Below are 17,597 nucleotides of genomic sequence, written 5' to 3'. Positions count from 1 at the left end.
ATCACCCTGAACGGGGAGAGACTGTTTATCATGGTTATCCACATTTTCTGTGGATAAGTTGTTTTAAAGTGAGTGAGTAACCTTAAATCGATGATTTGTGGTGCAAAAAGTGCACAAACTTCGTGCGATGCGTGCACACTTTTGGCTTCGAGTCGTTTGGAAATAACCTGGTGCGAATTGAGCATTTAATGCACATTTTCGTCGGTAAAACGGACTTTAACCTTGCCTTCTTTACTTAAAGCGGCGCGCAGGGATAGGTGAACCGATAAAGTTAACGAGATATTCATCATCACGAAAATAGCGATCATGATCAGCAGTTGATACTTGATGGCAATGAGCGGTGACGCGCCGCCTAAAATTTGACCTGTCATCATGCCCGGCAGGGTAACCAGACCCGTTGCGGCCATGGATGCCAACAAAGGAGCACTGGCTTTGCGCAGTGCATTCTGCACAAAACTGCGTGAGGCATAAAATGGTGATGCACCCAGCGACAGGGCGGCTTCGTATTCGCTGCGCCGCTCTTTGTAAGCCGTGAACAAGTTCTGTAATGCGACAATATTACCACTCAGACTGTTACCCAGTAACATCCCTGATAACGGAATCATATATTGGGCACTAAACCACGGGCTGGGCTGGATGATGGCCAGACATAACACAAAAATCAGCGGAAATAAGCCGGCGACTAATCCTGTCATAACCGGTCCAATTAAGATTTTAACCGGTAGTTTGGCTTTAGAGACGATGGAGCTGGCACCGACACTTATCATGATCAACAGCCATAATAAGTTGACCCATAAGCTATTCAGCGAAAACAGATATTCCAGATAGATACCCACCAGTAAAAGCTGTATCGCCATCCGGGCGATAGAGATAATTATTTCTTTCCCAATCTGCAACTGATGATAATGGTTGACGGCTAGCGGGATCACCAGCAGGCAACTGAATAGCCCAAGTTGCCACCAACTGATATCCAGGACACTGCTCATGTTAACTCCTTAATTTTTTTCTTTATTATAGCGAATATCAGCAGTAACTCAGAGCGCTTTAGAACAGCATTTTTCAGGCGGGCGGATCAGACTCGCTCCCTGGCCGTCAGGGGTTCGGATACGATTCGTATTTAGTCATGATGGCCCTATATTCTCCGTTGGCACGAATTGCGTCCATGCCTTTTTCAAAGACATCCAGATACAACCCGGCCTTGGGGTTTTTCTTCCCGACCATGATATGAATTGGTGTTCGCGACAGTTCAGGTTCGAGCGGGATCAGGCTGTCGGGCTTGATCTGGTTGGCGTGCATGGTCCATAAAGCCACTCGTCGGTCACCGGCCAGTAAGTCAATCCGCCCGTTTAGTAATTTACGCAGGTTGATGAGCAGCGTCTCAGCCGGCAGCAGGGTTAACTCCGGGTGCGTCATCAGGCTTGGGTCATAGGCATAATCCTGCACCAGGCCTATTCGTTTGCCGCTAAAGTCGTTCAGGCTGGTGTAGTGCGCCGGGTCACCACGGCGGGCAAACAGCCGAATATCGCTAAACAGGTAGGGCTTTGAAAAAACAAGGTTATGGGTACGCTGCTCGGAATACCAGGCGGCGAGTACAATTTGATCACGTCCGTACTGCGCTTCTTTTAATACCCGGCTCCAGGGCTTTATCTTAAGTTGCAGAGTGTAACCCTGTGTGGCAAACGCGCGGCTGACCAACTCGACTGCCAGTCCGGGCATGTCCGGATTATCAATAACGTAAGGGGGCCATTCATCCTGAAACTGCGTGAATAATGTTGTCACCACGCGCCGCAAAACAAAACGCTGCTAAACTGAGAAGAGCAAATGAGTAGTGATGGAGCACTGACTTTCCTTGTGAATCGAACACTGGGTGAAGTGTAGTGTATGAAGTGGATTTGTTGTGTCGTATAGCACCAAATTTTGTTGGTGAAGCACGACACACAGGCACTTGCGTTAAATTGCGTGATTGTGGTTAGGTCACGATCAACATAATAACGTTATATACCCAAACAACTTTATATGCCCAAACAACTTGGAGTTGCAGCTAACACCGCTGCCGCTTCAAGTAGGAAGGGTATAATTAATAAATATTGAGGCTGAGTGAGCGAGGATGCCATGACTCTGCTAACGCTCGATAATTTGCGCGAAGTCGAGATTCTGCAACCTCGGGATACCGAAGTGTCGCGTTATTACAATGAACTGAGTTTTTCTTACCAGGGGCCGTTAACGCGGCCTATGGCAGAGGTTTTTCCGCTGTGCCGGACCCTGCTGGATATCGAACCGGATGCCCGGATTTATGGCGATGGCTTCCAGATGTTGTCGCAGACCGCAGGAACCATAAATGATTTCGAAGAGGTCGGCCGCTGCCCTGATAACGGGCCACTCTATCATTTCTATGCCGAGCAGTTACCAAAGCGCTTTTACAATTATCTGGTGATTGAAAGTGCCAACGGTTATCTGCTGTTTGGCTTTTCATCCTGTCGCCGTTTTGCCGGTTATTTCGAATTAAGTATGTTGAACGGTCACTACTGTGTGACCGCCTGTCTGGATGGCGAAATGAGCCCGCCGCGCTATTGGGCTTTCAACGCACTGGAATCCGTGGTGATGCTGGAAGCGGAATCACTGTCCGGATTATTTAATGATTATGTGCGTTATCTGCGTCTTCACCATGGTTGCCGGCCACATTGTGACGCCAACGCACCACAAGGCTGGTGCTCATGGCCTGCTTACGCCACTGATGCCAGCGAGCCACGCATTCTCGCTAATGCAGACATGATGACCGCCGGGTTAGAAAGCCTGGAGTGGGTGGTTATTGATGACGGCTATCAGAAATATATGGGGGACTGGCTTTCTCCTTCCACGCGTTACCCTGGCGGGATCCGCGCATTAAGTAAAAAGCTGCGCCGGCGTGGGAAGCGGGTCGGGATCTGGCTGGCGCCGTTTATTGCCGAAGCTGACTCCTGTCTGTTTCGCTCTCATCCGGAATGGTTCGTCCGTCATTACGACGGCACGCTGCTCAAAGCCGAAGATGTGACCTATGGCGGATGGCGGCGCACGCCCTGGTATATTCTCGACTGTTCCAATCCTTATGTTCGACAATACCTGACCCGTGTCGTGCGTACGATGCGTGAAGAGTGGGGGATCGGGTTGTTTAAACTGGATGCCGGTTACTGGGGAGCACTGAAGGGCAAGCGTTTCCGTCCGGGAATTACGGGGGTAGAAGCTTATCGGCTCGGATTGAGGGCGATAGCTCAGGGCGCGGGTGATGCCTGGTTACTGGGATGTAATGCCCCGATGTGGCCGTCGCTGGGGCTGGTGGATGCGATGCGTATCGCTGATGATGTGGATCGGAATATTGACCGTTTCAGTCAGTTAGCGCGGCAAATTTTTTACCGCAGTTGGCAACATCGCGCGCTGTGGCAAATTGACCCGGATTGCCTGACGCTGACCTCGTTACCCGGGCAAGAGGTGCCAACAGCGGCTTACCAGTTCCATCGAGATGTTGTGTTGGCGAGTGGCGGATTATTGCTGTCCGGTGACCGTTTACCTGAAGCCGGGGACTTCGCGCGCCATAGTCTGGAAAAACTCATCGCACGCCAGAGGATGTGTCAGCGCAGTGCTGCAATGAGTTGTCTGAGCCTCAACCACGCATTTTTACATCTTACCGAGGTTAATGATCTGCACTGTCTGTTCAATTATGGTGCTGAAGCACGTGATTTTACCCTGGTGGCGAACAACCCGGTCCGTTGGTACGATTTCTGGAGTGGGGAACGTCTGCACGAGGAAGCGAGTAAAGTCCTGACGATCACGCTGCCGGCAGGACTAGGCAGTAGGGCGATAGTCACCGCTTGCTAGAAATAGCGGCAGCGCTGCCGCTAGATTTCAAACAGCCAAAAGTAGCCGTAACCCACGACAATAGCCGGGATTGATGTATAAATCGTGGCAAACAGAGCCGCTTTAGGCGCCAGTGCGATGGCAGGGAACAGCGCGTCACCATCGTTTGAAATCGCGTTCGCCAACTGGGTGGAAAGCGGCACGCTACCCGCCAGATAAAAGCTGGTGATCAAAATTTGCGGGCCGCAACCGGGCAGCATACCGACAATAATACCGACTGCCGGCATCCAGACTCCCCACTGCTGCCAGTCATTACTCATCTCCCAGCCGGTGAAATGGCGCATTAATTCGAAGATCAGAAAAGCGATGATCACCCAGGCACTGACGAAGTTGGTGTCTTGCGCGGCCTTTTGCAGTGGATGAGCCTGGCGTACTTTCTCAATTTCACTTACCGCAGACTGATAACTGTCTATTTCACGGGTCAGTGCCCACAACACCATCGCGGTCACAGCCAGGCAGGCACCAAGCCATTCGATACTGTGCGCAGGTAATCCCAGACTGGTATTAATATCAATCTGGAACGATTGGGCAAAAGCGACCAGCGAGGCAGGAATGATTACCCATTGCCAGAATATGCCCTGTAAGTTAATTGCACGTTGATTCAGTGGTGTGTTGGTGTCTTCTGGTGGCTGGATCATTGCTCCGGCGTTTTTCGGGCGCATAAAATCATCGCCGTGCAACGCGTTTACCACCAGGCCTGTGATACAGCCGGTCACAATACCAATCGCAATCACGCCCAGTCCGGTTAACGGACGGCTGGCCAGCAACAGAAAGGCCGCATCGCCCATGGTCGCTGTCAGTACCGCAACCAGAGAGCCGAACCCGAGTTTGCCGTTAACAAACTGAGTGGTGACCACAATAGCGCCGCCACAGCCCGGCAGTGCGCCGAGTAAAGAGGCGATGATGACTTGCAGGTGACGCGAGCGCTGAAAAGCCACCACAAAACGATGGGTGCTGTTAATCCAGCGTGATAAATAATGATAAATGGCCAGCGTGAGAGCCACATACGTTGAAACTGCCCAGAAGGAGTCAGACAAAGTGGTTACTGCCAGCTCACGTGTATTCGGGCTGAGCACTAACATGGTCAGGGCGATGGGCAGCAGCAGTCGTTTGTAGCCGAGCGGGGCAGCACCGGAACGTAACGAATCTGTCAGCGCCGATGGCCATCGAATCGAAAACATAGTTACCACCGTTGAGAATGCGAATAATTATCACTATACGATAATGAGAATGATTATCAAGTGAATTATTATGATTTATTGAGAACGATAATTTTTATAACTGCGACTCTCGTCTCCGGCCGTCTGCTTGCGCGTGTGCCGCTTGCTTGTAGCTGCCTGGAAAAAGACAGGCGCTCAGTGCTGGAGAGGTTGGTTTGCATGCTGAATTGGCGTCAGCACTGCAATCGGGTATCATGCCTGCCTAAGCAAAGCTTTTAAGGGTTACAGCCTGATTCTGTAAGCCCTTTTATTGGGAGGCCGACATGGCGACAACACTGAGTGCGGAACAAATCGCGACCATTAATCAATACGATCAGGAGCAGCGTTTTAACTACTGTATTAAAGAGATCGTAGCAAACCAGCAAGTGTGGATTCTGAAAGACGAACACGGTTGTGTGATGCTCAATACCGAAGAGGACGATTGTGTGCCGGTGTGGCCTAACCGTGAGTTTGCCGAAGCGTGGGCAACGGGTGAGTGGGCCGATTGTGAAGCGGAAGCGATTTCGTTTAACAAATGGCGCAGTCGCTGGACTCAGGGGCTGGAGCAGGATGACCTGTCTGTTGTAGTGTTTCCGAACGACAACGAAGAAGGCGTGGTATTGTTCCCGGATGAGTTTGATTTCGAACTCAACAAACAAAACGCGCGTCGCTAAGCGTTACTCAGCACGTCAGATGAAAGGCCTGTTATACAGGCCTTTATTATTTTGAGTACTTAGGTTTTTCTCTATTCATCCATGGCTTAATTATTTAAAGCTTGGCGCCTTGTTAAAGTGACTTTCCACCATGCGCTGGGTAATCGGGTGCTGAGGCTCGGCTAGTACTGTACTGGTATCCCCAAACTCGACCACTTCCCCTTCATGCATCACCATTACTTTGTCGGTGATGTGCTTTATCACGCCAAGATGCTGTGAAACATAAATAAACGAAACGCCCATCTCTTCCTGCAGTTCGAGAAACAGGTTGAGGATCTGTGAACGCATTGCCATATCGAGACCATTTAACGCTTCATCGGCAATGATGATTGAGGGTTGCAGGATCAGCGCCCGTGCCAGACAAACCCGCTGCTTCTGACCTGTTGCCAGCATTTGCGGATAAAAGTACGCGTGCTCCGGCAGCAGACCGACCCTTAACAGGGTGTCTTTCACCCGTTTCATGCGCGCTTCCGGCTCCATGCTGGTGTTACGTTTCAGCGGGCCTTCCAGAATTCTGCCGATCTGAATTCGAGGATTTAACGAGGTGTTCGGATCTTGAAAAATCATCCGGATGAGCTTGCAGCGCGTGGCGTAATCTTTGTGTTCGAGCAGCTCGCCGTTGACCCGGATTTCTCCGCCGCTTGGCTCGACCATGCCGGCCAGCATGCGCGCCAGAGTCGATTTACCTGACCCATTCTGGCCGATAAAACCTATGGTTTGTCCCGCTTCCAGCGAGAAGCTGACCGGTTTCACCGCGTTCTGGACTTTTTTTCTGAACAAGCCTGAGCGTGTTACAAAGTCTTTCGATAAGTTACTGACCTGCAGTAAGGCATCGCTCATGGTTACTGCTCCATATTCAGCGGGAAGTGACAGGCATATTTATGGGTTTTAACCCAACGTGTTTGTGGCATTTCAACACATTGGCGCTGCGCATACGGGCAGCGTGGTCCGAGGCGACAACCGATTGGCAAATGCTGTAACGGGGGAATAGACCCCGGCAGAGACTGCAATTTTTCCTTATGCGGGATCCAGTCACTGAAATCCGGCATCGCTCTGAGCAGTGCGACCGTGTACGGGTGCTTGGGCTGACTCATCAGGCTTTCCGTCTTGGCTGATTCCACCGACTGGCCGCAATACATCACCGTGATGCGGTTAGCCCACTGGGTGATGGTGGTCAGATCGTGGCCAATCAACAGAATTGATGTGTTGTTGAGTTGGTTCATCCGGCTCAGCAGACGCAGGATCTGCGACTGAGTGACCGGGTCCAAATCGTTGGTCGGTTCGTCGGCAATCAGCAGCTTCGGCTTGGCCGCGATAGCCATGGCGATCATGATTTTCTGACACTCGCCATCGGTCAGTTCATACGGGTAGCTTTTCATCACCCTCCGGTGATCTTTAATACCGACCTTGTGCAACAGAGCAATCGCCTGTTTTTTACGCCACGCAAAGCGCTGCCACCAGCGCCCCTCAAAGGTGCGCGACGGGATAGATTCAATTAACTGTTTGCCCACCTCGTCGGATGGATCGAGACAGGTCGATGGTTCCTGAAAAATCATCGCTACATCACGAGCTATAACCCGGCGGCGTTTCACGCGGAGTCAACTGCAGCAAATCAATATTACCGAGCCGCATCCGGTCAGCGGTGATGCGCCAGTTCTCTTTACCCACGCCCACAATAGCTTTAGCCACCAGGCTCTTACCTGAGCCTGATTCACCCACCAGGCCACGAATTTCACCTTCATTCATGGTCATGCTCATGCGGTCAACCGCTTTCACCAGACCTTGAGGGGTATCAATCTCAATTGTCAGGTGACGAATATCAAGTAACGGCATTATTCGACTCCTGCATTCAGTGCCTGACGGATGCCTTCACCCACCAGGTTAATCATAATTACAGTATACATGATGGCGATACCCGGTAACGTGACCGTCCAGGGTGCCAGATAGAGCAGCTCGACTGAATCACCCAGAATGGCGCCCCATTCCGTGCTCGGCGCCTGAGCTCCGAGGCCAAGGAAACCAAGTGCAGTAATGTCGAGAATGGCAATCGACAGCGCCATGGTGACTTCTGCGGCGATCACCGGCAGGATGTTAGGGAAAATAGAGTGCCACAGCAGGTAACTGTCATTGGCACCATCCAGGCGTGCTGCCATCACGTAATCTTTCTCGACTTCGTTATGCACCGCGATATAGAGCGAACGGATAAAGCGCGGAATCAGGGCCAGACACAGCGCCAGCAGAATATTGAATTCACCGAATCCGAGAAAGGCGACAAAGATGATGGCCAGCAGCAGCGTCGGGATCGACATGACTGTATCAAGCAGGTGGTTGAGTACACTCGACAGCAACCCTTTGGTCATACCGGCCATAATGCCGATACCGCATCCGATCACGGTTGCGAGCAGGGTAATCAGCACCGATGCACCAAATGTCAGGCGTGAACCGTCAATCAGGCGCGACAGAATGTCACGGCCTAAATCATCGGTACCGAGAAAGTACTCAACACTGCCGGACGGATCCCATGACGGTGGCACCAGAAGCTCGCCGGACTGCATATTCGGGTCGTGCGGGGTGATCCAGTAAGAAGTCAGAGTAATCAGAATGATCAGGATCAGGCACCACAGGCCGAACATCGCCAGATTGTTGGCTTTGTAACTGCGCCAGAAGCGTTCAAACTGCGTCGGGATATGCTCTTCCTGATAAACGCTATTTGTTAGCATACCATTCCTTCCTTACCAGAGGGTTGATCATTGCACCGATCAAATCGGAGAGAATGTTGGCGGTCAGTACCAGTGCACCAACGGCAATCACGCCCGCCTGAATAGAGACGTAGTCCTGATTAGACAACGCATCGAGCAGCCAGCGGCCGATACCTGGCCAGTTGAAAATCGATTCGGTGATGATAGCCAGTGTCAGCATACTCGACAGCTGTACCCCGAATTTGGGAATAATCGGCGGGATTGCGTTACGCAGCACGTGCTGGATAACGATTTCGTAGTACGACAAACCCTTGATACGCGCCGCGCGGATGTAGTTCTGCGTCATGACTTCAGCCACTGAGGCCCGCATCAGGCGCACCACCTGGGTGGTCGGCGCCAGAGCCAGGACCAGACAAGGCAGAATCATGTGTTCAATCACACTTTGCAGCGCGAAGCTGCGGTAAGGGCCTTCAGCCAGAAACGCATCTATGATGGCAAAACCGGTCACGTGTTTAATCTGATACAGCAAATCGTAGCGGCCGGATACCGGCAGCAGCTCGTAATTAAGCGAGAACACCATGATCAGGATCAGCGCGACCCAGAACAAGGGCGCAGAGTAGCCCGACATGGAGGTGAAGGAGATAACGGTATCAATCCATTTACCTTGTCGCATTCCCGCGATGGTGCCGACCGGAATCCCGACCAACAGTGAAAGAGTAAATGCAATCAGGCACAGTTCCAGTGTGGCCGGAAACACCGAAGCCAGTTCGGTTACGATCGGTATGCCGTTTTTGGTCACACCGAAATTGAGTTTGAGTAACTCACCGAGATATTGTGACCAGCCGGCCCAGAAATCGAGTTTGCCCCAGGCTGAGTCCGGCTCCAGACGCAGCAGACTGTAGCCGACCATGGTCAGGATCAGCAGGGTAATAACAAACAGGTTGAAACGACGCAGCGTGTAGTTAAGCATTATTCAGACACCCTCTCGACGGTATTGAACGGCTCGACACTGAAGGGGCTGAGACGAAAGCCGGTCAGGGTTTTGTTGTATGCTTTAAACTGCATGCCGTGCGCGATCGGGATCACCGGAAACTCCTGGTTCAAGATATTTTGTGCCTGGCGGTATAAATTCAAACGATAGCGTGGTCGTTCTACTTCCAGCGCCAGATCGAGCAAAAAGTCAAAATCGGCATTACACCACATCGCCACATTCAGCCCGGCACGGTTTGAATCACATGAGAGCAGCGGACGCAGGAAGTTATCCGGATCACCGGTATCACCGCTCCAGCCGGTCAGGAACAGATCGATGTGTGAACGTTCCGCCAGTTTCGGTGCGGTCAAGGCGGTCTTCCGGGACCAGATGCAGGGTGACGCCGATATCAGCCAGGTTGGACTGAATCAGCTCCGCGGTTTTACGCGGGCTCGGGTTGTAGGCTCTTGGCTCCATCGGCACTGACATACTCAGCTCCAGACCGGACTCAAAGCCTGCTTCACGCAGCAGAGCCAGAGCGTAGTTACGATCGTAACGCACCTGGACGTTATCGCGGTTATAAGCCCACGATGTCGGTGGCAGTATGTTGTAAGCGATACTCCCGGTGCCATAGTAAACAGAATCAAGAATATTCTGGCGGTTGATAGCAAAGTTAAGCGCTTTACGTACCCGAACATCACGCAGGCCCGGATGAGAAGTATTCACGGCAATAAACGCCACGTTCATTGCCGGTTTGGGATCCAGAACGATGTTGGGCTGTTTTTCAATGATCGGGATCTGGCTCGAAATCGGTGAGCTCAGCACATCACACTCATCGCGCAGTAATTTGGCCAGAGTGCCGGTACCGCGCTGGGAAATATCAAACACCACCTGTTCCATATTCGCCGGACCATTCCAGTAACCGCCATGGCGACGCAGACGCACTAAATCATGCATCTGGAATTCGTCCAGATAGAAAGGACCGGTGCCGACCGGATGACTGTCGAGCATCGATTTTTCGTCCTTGATCTCCAGCTGATGGGCGTATTCTTCAGACAGAATCACGGCGTGCGTGGTAGCAATATTGGACAAAAAGCTGTTGTCAGCGCGGCTTAGGGTAAATTTGACCGTATGATCGTCCAGCGCGTGGACATCGATCAGCAGGTTGGAAAAGTCGATACCGGCAAACCAGGGATAACCACCGCTGTGAACGTTATGGTAAGGATTGGTGGTGTCGATAATACGGCGGAAACTGAATACCACATCCTCGGCCGTCAGCGTGCGGGTCGGAGAGAACCAGCGGGTGGTCTGGAATTGCACCCCGTCACGCAGTTTGAAGATGTACTCGGTACCACTGCTGTTGACGTCCCATTCGGTGGCGATGTTCGGAACCGGCAGGTGAGTTTCAGGATCGAGTTTAATCAGCGTATCGTAGATCTGAGGGCTGAGCGCTTCAGATGTGATGCCGCTGTCGACCAGTTGCGGGTTAAATGTGCTCGGGCTTCCCTGACCACAGTACACGAACCCGCTCTCGCGGATTTTACTATGATCAATTTCCTCACCACATCCTGCCAGCAGGCTGATGCCGCATAATCCCAGAGTAAGTCGTAATAAAGTTTTCATAATGAAACTGAGTTGAGAACCGAGGCTGATTCTTGCGCATGAACGCCTCAAAATCCCGCTAATTTACCATTGTTTGTAGGCTGAAACCATGCCTTGTGTCTATGAAAAGCGCGCCCTGTCAGTGAAAACTCAGCTTTAGCCGGGTTAAGCCGCGTAAAGATTGATCGGACAGGCCTGTTGTTCAGCAAGCGCCTGTTTATTCAGGGTTGTCTTGCAGTAACTGATATTTACGCACCATGCCCCGAAATTGATGATAGCTCAAGCCAAGCAGCTCTGCGGCCTGACGCTGGTTAAACTTGGCCGCCTGCAGCGCCTGGTTGAGAATCGCTTTATCCTGATCCTGCTGCCACTGCTTATAATCCATCGGAAAGCTCGCCGCAGTGTCAGTGGATGAAGATGTTGCGGGCGGAGAGTCTGGGGGCGACGAGTCTGAGGTCGAAGAGACATCGTGCGGCTGTGGATTATCCCAGGGCTGGCTGAACGGGTCGAAAATCAGGTTGTCGATCGGCGCTTCGTGCTGACCATGTTGGTAGACGGCACGCTCAATGACATTTTTGAGTTCACGCACGTTGCCGGGCCAGGCGTAATCAAGTAATGCCTGGTTAGCGCGCGGCGTAAAACCAACAAACAGCGGCAGCGCGAGCTCACGGCACATGCGGATAGCGAAATGCTGCGCCAGCAGCTCAATATCTTCGCGCCGCTCACGCAGCGGTGGCAGGGCAATGACGTCAAAGGCCAGACGGTCGAGCAGGTCAGCACGGAATGCGCCTTGCTGTGCCAATTGTGGCAGGTCGGCGTTGGTGGCGCAGATGAGACGGACATTAGCAGTCAGCGCCTGATGACCGCCAACCCGTTCATACTGGCCATATTCGATAACCCGCAACAGCTTTTCCTGTACTGACAAAGGGGCCGTCGCCAGTTCGTCGAGAAACAGGGTGCCGCCTTCGGCTCGTTCAAAGCGGCCCTGATGGCGGCCTTTCGAACCGGTAAATGAGCCGGATTCATGACCAAACAGTTCCGAATCAATCAAGCCTTCACTCAGCGTTGAGCAGTTGAGCGCGACCAGCGGCTGGTCCCAGCGGCGTGATAAGTAGTGCACGCGCTGGGCTATCAACTCTTTGCCGGTACCGCGTTTCTCCGGTGATCAGCACCGGGCGCTCAATCGGCGCAAGACGGGAAGCCTTATCCAGTACGGCCAGAAACGATGGTGATTCACCAATCAAATTATGGGGCATATCCTTTCCTCAACAATTCTTTCCTCAACATCCTTTCCTTAACACTGCTTGGTGAATTTAACCAACTGTTAGCGAATTCTTTCACAGCATAGTGAAGAACGTGCCACTATTCAAACTAAGCGCCTGAAAAATAAAGGCCTGATTATTGGCACGCTTCTTGGAACCCTTCGATAAACCCGGCGGTGAGGTTATCGCCCGCGCCAAATGCAGAGTTCATCAGAAGGAGTGACATTATGGGCATCTTTTCGCGTTTCGCAGATATTGTGAATTCCAACATCAGCGCACTATTGGATAAAGCTGAAGATCCGGAAAAAATGATTCGTCTCATCATCCAGGAGATGGAAGATACCCTGGTTGAGGTTCGCACCAATTCAGCCAAAGCCATTGCGGATAAAAAAGAACTGGCGCGCAAAGTGGAAGCACTGGAGCAGCAGATTGAAGACTGGCAGGCCAAAGCAACCCTGGCTCTGAACAAACAGCGTGAGGATCTGGCTCGTGGCGCACTGATCGAGAAACAGAAATTGCACAATGTATTGAAAGGGTTGCATACTGAGCAGACCCTGGTGGAAGAGACGATTGATAAGCTGACCGGTGAAATCACCAAGCTGGAAAGCAAGATCACAGAAACCCGTGCCAAACAGCAGGCGCTGGCGATCCGCAGTCAGACCGCCGGGCATCGCCGTGATGTACAACGTCATCTGCATACCAGCCGCACCGATGAGGCAATGGCTAAATTTGAGCAGTACTCACGTAAAGTGGATGAACTGGAAGCTGAAGCGGATCTGTACGCTCAGTCAGGCAAGTCGCTTGATCAGGAATTTGCCGAGCTGCAGGCTCAGGATGAAATTGAACAAGAGCTGGCAAAACTCAAACAAGATATGAATAAAAACCAATAATCTCAGTGGATTAATCAGGAGCGTACTATGGCCACATTTTTTCTGGCAGGACCGCTGGTCGTCTTTTTGATTTTTGTGGCACCGCTGTGGCTGCTGCTGCATTACCGCAGCAAGCGTAAAGCGGCCAACGGTTTGTCGCAGGAAGATTACGAAGCGCTGCAGGGGCTGTCCGACAAGGCAAAAGGGCTGCAAGAGCGCATCAATACACTGGAGCGAATCCTGGATGCCGAATCGCCCAACTGGAGAGGTCAGTATGATAGGTCGTGAACTGTATCGTGATCCCGTCAACGGCAAAATAAGCGGTGTGTGTGCCGGGCTGGCTGACTATTTTGGCCTGGAAGTCTGGGTGGTCAGGATTGTGGTGATCACGGTGTCCTTGCTGGGGGCGTTTGCGTTAGTGCTGATTGCCTATATCGCGCTGACACTGATGCTGGAGAAACAGCCGCAGCAGTATCGTGATACTCTGCGCAGCCAGCAGTCACATACACTGAAAAGCTCACCCTGGGAGCAGGGTAAAACAGCGCAGGAGCTGCTGCAGACACTGCACGATGATCTCAGTGACGCAGAGTTGCGGGTACGACGTATGGAAGCCTACGTGACTTCCGATGCCTTTAAGGTCAATCGCGAGTTCCGTAATTTATAGCTCAGCGATTGATAGCGATAACGATGTATACAGTGAATAAGCTATACAGTGAATAAGTCATACAGTGAACAAGGCAGGAAGCATGACCTTAGCTGACAATAACCGCCAGCCTCAAACCGACACCACCTGCGCCTGGGCGATGAAGCATCCGCTTGAGCGCGAATATCATGACGCCGAATGGGGTAAACCTGTGCATGATGATACGGTGTTATTCGAGTTTCTGACTCTGGAAGGCGCGCAGGCCGGATTGAGCTGGATTACCATACTGCGCAAACGCGAAGGCTATCGTCAGGCGTTTGACGAGTACGATATTGAGCGTCTGGCGCAGTATGGCGAAGAGCGGGTCGAGCCAATCATCAGTCAGTTTGATGTGGTTAAGCATCGAGGCAAAATTGCTTCGGTGTTTTCCAACGCGCGCGCTGCATTAGCCTTGCAGCAGGAATTTGGCTCGCTGGATCAAGCGCTGTGGCAGTTTGTTGATCATCAGCCGCTGGTGAATCACTGGACGACGATGGATGAAGTGCCGGTTTCCACCGAACAATCGCGTGCCATGAGCCGCTTTCTGAAAAAGCGCGGGTTTAAATTCGTGGGAGAAACCATCTGCTACTCGTTTATGCAGGCAATGGGCATGGTCAATGATCATCTGCAAGGATGCCCGCGCAAGTAGTCACCTGATACAAGTCATCTTCGCAATGGCTTTGAACTGATTCATTATTTGAACTGATTCATTATTTGAGCCATCAAAAAAGCCCTGCGTTTGCCTGTCTCTTGATCACATCTCATAGGTCAAGAGACTTGGCTAACAGATAACCTTCAAGGATGGTTTGTAATAAGAACCATCCTTCCCATAACCGCTCCCAGCCCACACGACCATTACGTTTCGAGTCATACCATCCCGCGAGCTTGCCGAGATTGATGTATGCCCAGTACACACTTGGTGCTCTTTTAGGGGGGCGCGTCTTTTCCTGTTTTGACCAAAGTAGCTTCCAAGCAACCGGACTCAAGAGCGTTTCACAACTCTGTTTTTCCGCTTCTTTTTTGTTCAGACCAAGATAACGCAGTTGATGAACACGAACGGCTATGAACGCTAGGATGACGACCATCTTTTCTAAATTCTCTTTATTTTGCATACGGAGCTCCTCAACCTGTGTTCCTCCGCTTTTCCAGGCTTTGTGGAACTCCTCAATCAACCAGCGTTTTTCATAGTAATCCAAGATACGCTTAGCATCCTCTTTACTCAACACTGGCTCTGACGTGAGAATATGCCAGCAAAGGGCCTGCTCGTGATTCGTTTCCTGACAGCCCACATAGTACAATGAGACGGGTTCACCTCGTTTGTTTGCTGGCATTTTGATGGTGATTGGGGCATATCGAACTTCGCAGATAGCCTCTCGAGCTTTACGTCCTCCTCGTTGCTTAACCTGAACTTTTCTTTCATCTGCGGGCTGTAAGGCATCACTAAATGAGTACAGCTTGTCTGTACTCTCTTCGATGCACCGGCTTTGCATCGATCGGACGACAAAGCGTTGTCGGTTGGTCATTTTATAGGTCAGGTATTCAATGATGTCGGCTTCTCTGTCACAGACGGAGATAACCTTGTCTATCACTGAGCCGAGACGTTTTTCCATGGCTCTCGACGCACGTTCCCATTTAAAGCTTTCCTTCTCTTCATAGGCTCGGTTACCTCGCTGAGCTTTCTTTCCATATAAGCTCATGTCCCTTATCCAGCGCTCCTGCTCAATCAACCCCACAACCTGCTTCTCCTCGGGAGCAAACAGCAACACGGAGTGAGCATGCATGCCTTTGGCGCTTTTCCTAGAGGTGGTATATCCCATTTCATCCCTGACGGTTTCGATGGGTAAAGTCCAGTGAGGTTGTATCTTCCAAAGCCAGTAGACAGTCATAAGATTGAGCCAGTTCGGCCGTTGCGGCAAAGCCTGCTTCTGCAATCGATTGAGAGTCAATAGCGTGATTGCGGGTAAAACGGTAAGCGGCTTCAATGTCAGAAGGAGATTTTAAAGATTGCACAATAGACTGCCCTACGTGATTAGCAAGAGATGCGGTGAGTTTAACTAAACGTTTGGTTCGTCTAAGATCTCCGAGATTAGCTTGTGAAAAAGTCTCAGTCGCCCATTGCTCTGCATCTGTTAAAAACACCATACTTTACCTCAACACTTTGTTTTTTGTTGAGATCATAAAAATCGACAAAAATTCAAAAAAAAATCCCTCAACTTTCATCGAGGGATTTGTGTAGGAAAGACAGGCGTTTGCAGGGCTTTGCTGTATCAGGTGCTTATCACGTGCCAGCGCTTAAGCCATCAGTTTTATTAAACAATCAGGTTTATAAGCCATCAGGTTTATCTCAGGCAGTGGCTTCCTGCTCAAGAATCACCGCATTGTAGCGCGCCAGACCTTGTTCCAGATCGGCAATCAAATCGTCGACGTCTTCCAGACCGATGTGAATACGGACCAGTGTGCCGCTGAAGTTCGGATTCGCGACGGTGCGCAGGCTGTTAAAGCTCTTTGGCTCGTTGGCCAGGATCAGGCTTTCAAAGCCGCCCCAGGAGTAACCCATGCTGAAGTGCTGCATACCGTCCAGCAGGGCAGTGGTTGCACGCGGGTTACTGGTTTTGAGCACAAACGAGAACAGGCCGTTACCGCCGGTAAAGTCGCGTTTGAAGAATTCATGGCCCGGGCAGCTTTCCAGTGCCGGGTGACGTACATGGTCCACTTCCGGACGCTGCTCAAGCCACTTCGCCACTTTGAGGCTGCTTTCCGCGTGCTGACGCAGACGCACATCCAAAGTACGAATACCGCGCAGACCTAAGTATGCATCATCCGGTGAGACACACTGGCCCATCAGGTAGCTCTGTTCGCGCAGTTGATCCCAGTATTTCTCGCTGGCAACCGCAGTACCGAGCATCACATCTGAGTGACCGACGATGTATTTCGTCGCGGCCTGAATTGAAATGTCGACGCCGTGCTCAAACGGTGAAAAGTTCACGCCGGCACCCCAGGTGTTGTCAAGCATGACAATGATATCCTGCTCATGAGCGATGCGAGCCAGAGTCGGTACGTCCTGTACCTCCATGGTGATGGAACCCGGAGATTCGGTAAACAGGATCTTGGTATTAGGCTGGATCAGGTCACGGATGCCTTCACCAATGGTTGGTTCGTAGTAGGTGGTTTCTACGCCGAATTTCTTCAGGATCTTGTCACAAAAATCACGCGTTGGTTCGTAACAGGTATCCACCATCAGAATATGATCGCCGGATTCCACAAAAGAGAGGATGGTGTTACTGATGGCTGCGGTGCCACAAGGGTACAGCGCGCACCCGGCTCCGCCTTCCACTTCTGTCATCGCTTCCTGAAACGCAAAGTGAGTCGTAGTACCGCGACGTCCGTAAAACAGAGTTTTGTTAGCACGGTTAATCGTGGCGTGATTTTTTTCAGCTACCGTATCGAATACGACTGTCGAAGCACGTTGTACGGGTGGGTTGACCACACCTTGGGTCCATTTTTTACTACGGCCGGCGGTGATAAGTTTGGTCTTGTTGCCTTCTGACATTTACGATCCTTGTCTGGAAATTTGAATGCTCTATTTAAAACATGGAGCTGTAGGTCAATGCAAGCCTAATACAACAAAAAAGCCCTCATCGTGCGCCGGATAGGGCGATGAGGGCTTGTTTCAGTCGCAGAGCCCGCAAGCCTGACCAAAACAGACGTGT

13 protein-coding genes and 4 pseudogenes are annotated in these 17,597 nt (G+C 51.4%); 6 read left to right on the top strand and 11 right to left on the bottom strand.

Annotated features, from left to right (window positions below; genetic code table 11):
- Nucleotides 1-185 precede the first annotated feature (185 nt).
- Nucleotides 186-986 carry an ABC transporter permease gene (locus tag ABDK09_16775; GenBank protein ID XAW88698.1) on the bottom strand — a complete coding sequence of 267 codons (801 nt, stop codon included), beginning with the start codon at nucleotides 984-986 and terminating at the stop codon, nucleotides 186-188.
- Nucleotides 987-1,092: 106 nt separating this feature from the next.
- Nucleotides 1,093-1,779 carry a transporter substrate-binding domain-containing protein gene (locus tag ABDK09_16770; protein ID XAW88697.1) on the bottom strand — a complete coding sequence of 229 codons (687 nt, stop codon included), beginning with the start codon at nucleotides 1,777-1,779 and terminating at the stop codon, nucleotides 1,093-1,095.
- A gap of 333 nt (nucleotides 1,780-2,112) precedes the next feature.
- On the opposite strand from ABDK09_16770, the gene ABDK09_16765 reads away from it, so the two are divergent.
- Entirely contained in the window at nucleotides 2,113-3,852 is a 1,740-nt protein-coding gene (locus ABDK09_16765; GenBank protein XAW88696.1) for an alpha-galactosidase, read from the top strand.
- A 20-nt stretch (nucleotides 3,853-3,872) separates the two neighbouring features.
- Here the strand turns inward: ABDK09_16765 and ABDK09_16760 are convergent, their stop codons facing one another.
- On the bottom strand, nucleotides 3,873-5,072 hold the full coding sequence (locus ABDK09_16760; GenBank protein ID XAW88695.1) for a putative manganese transporter: 1,200 nt from the start codon (nucleotides 5,070-5,072) through the stop codon (nucleotides 3,873-3,875).
- A gap of 302 nt (nucleotides 5,073-5,374) precedes the next feature.
- Here ABDK09_16760 and ABDK09_16755 point away from each other — a divergent pair, with 302 nt between their 5' ends.
- Nucleotides 5,375-5,764 (top strand): DUF2750 domain-containing protein, encoded by a 390-nt coding sequence (locus tag ABDK09_16755; GenBank protein ID XAW88694.1) that lies wholly within the window; start codon nucleotides 5,375-5,377, stop codon nucleotides 5,762-5,764.
- Between the two features lie 90 nt (nucleotides 5,765-5,854).
- On the opposite strand, the gene ABDK09_16750 is transcribed toward ABDK09_16755, so the two are convergent.
- The 6 genes and pseudogenes from ABDK09_16750 to pspF all read right to left on the bottom strand — a co-directional run bounded on the left by ABDK09_16750 (nucleotide 5,855) and on the right by pspF (nucleotide 12,330).
- On the bottom strand, nucleotides 5,855-6,643 hold the full coding sequence (locus tag ABDK09_16750) for an ATP-binding cassette domain-containing protein (protein ID XAW88693.1): 789 nt from the start codon (nucleotides 6,641-6,643) through the stop codon (nucleotides 5,855-5,857).
- A 2-nt stretch (nucleotides 6,644-6,645) separates the two neighbouring features.
- Nucleotides 6,646-7,636: pseudogene (locus tag ABDK09_16745) on the bottom strand (oligopeptide/dipeptide ABC transporter ATP-binding protein).
- Nucleotides 7,636-8,523 carry an ABC transporter permease subunit gene (locus ABDK09_16740; GenBank protein XAW88692.1) on the bottom strand — a complete coding sequence of 296 codons (888 nt, stop codon included), beginning with the start codon at nucleotides 8,521-8,523 and terminating at the stop codon, nucleotides 7,636-7,638. Before ABDK09_16740 ends, ABDK09_16745 begins: the two are co-directional and overlap by 1 nt.
- Nucleotides 8,510-9,472: an ABC transporter permease subunit gene (locus tag ABDK09_16735; protein ID XAW88691.1), complete on the bottom strand. Its 963-nt coding sequence runs from the start codon at nucleotides 9,470-9,472 to the stop codon at nucleotides 8,510-8,512. Before ABDK09_16735 ends, ABDK09_16740 begins: the two co-directional genes overlap by 14 nt.
- A pseudogene (gene sapA, locus ABDK09_16730) lies at nucleotides 9,472-11,095 on the bottom strand (ABC transporter substrate-binding protein SapA). The gene ABDK09_16735 and the pseudogene sapA overlap by 1 nt, the downstream one beginning before the upstream one ends.
- A gap of 196 nt (nucleotides 11,096-11,291) precedes the next feature.
- Nucleotides 11,292-12,330 (bottom strand): annotated as a pseudogene (pspF, locus tag ABDK09_16725) (phage shock protein operon transcriptional activator).
- Nucleotides 12,331-12,563: 233 nt separating this feature from the next.
- Between pspF and pspA the strand changes: the two are divergent.
- The 4 genes from pspA to ABDK09_16705 all read left to right on the top strand — a co-directional run bounded on the left by pspA (nucleotide 12,564) and on the right by ABDK09_16705 (nucleotide 14,536).
- On the top strand, nucleotides 12,564-13,226 hold the full coding sequence (gene pspA, locus ABDK09_16720) for a phage shock protein PspA (GenBank protein XAW88690.1): 663 nt from the start codon (nucleotides 12,564-12,566) through the stop codon (nucleotides 13,224-13,226).
- A 27-nt stretch (nucleotides 13,227-13,253) separates the two neighbouring features.
- Nucleotides 13,254-13,493 (top strand): envelope stress response membrane protein PspB, encoded by a 240-nt coding sequence (gene pspB / locus ABDK09_16715; GenBank protein XAW88689.1) that lies wholly within the window; start codon nucleotides 13,254-13,256, stop codon nucleotides 13,491-13,493.
- Nucleotides 13,480-13,869 carry an envelope stress response membrane protein PspC gene (gene pspC / locus ABDK09_16710; protein ID XAW88688.1) on the top strand — a complete coding sequence of 130 codons (390 nt, stop codon included), beginning with the start codon at nucleotides 13,480-13,482 and terminating at the stop codon, nucleotides 13,867-13,869. Before pspB ends, pspC begins: the two co-directional genes overlap by 14 nt.
- A gap of 82 nt (nucleotides 13,870-13,951) precedes the next feature.
- Entirely contained in the window at nucleotides 13,952-14,536 is a 585-nt protein-coding gene (locus ABDK09_16705) for a DNA-3-methyladenine glycosylase I (protein XAW88687.1), read from the top strand.
- A gap of 112 nt (nucleotides 14,537-14,648) precedes the next feature.
- Here the strand turns inward: ABDK09_16705 and ABDK09_16700 are convergent.
- A pseudogene (locus ABDK09_16700) lies at nucleotides 14,649-16,029 on the bottom strand (IS4 family transposase).
- A gap of 202 nt (nucleotides 16,030-16,231) precedes the next feature.
- Nucleotides 16,232-17,437, bottom strand: a complete 1,206-nt coding sequence (locus ABDK09_16695) for a cystathionine beta-lyase (protein ID XAW88686.1) — start codon at nucleotides 17,435-17,437, stop codon at nucleotides 16,232-16,234.
- Nucleotides 17,438-17,597: the final 160 nt, after the last annotated feature.

Source organism: Vibrio sp. CDRSL-10 TSBA (assembly GCA_039696685.1).
GTDB lineage: Bacteria > Pseudomonadota > Gammaproteobacteria > Enterobacterales > Vibrionaceae > Vibrio.
This window is presented reverse-complemented; position numbering and strand designations above follow the sequence as displayed.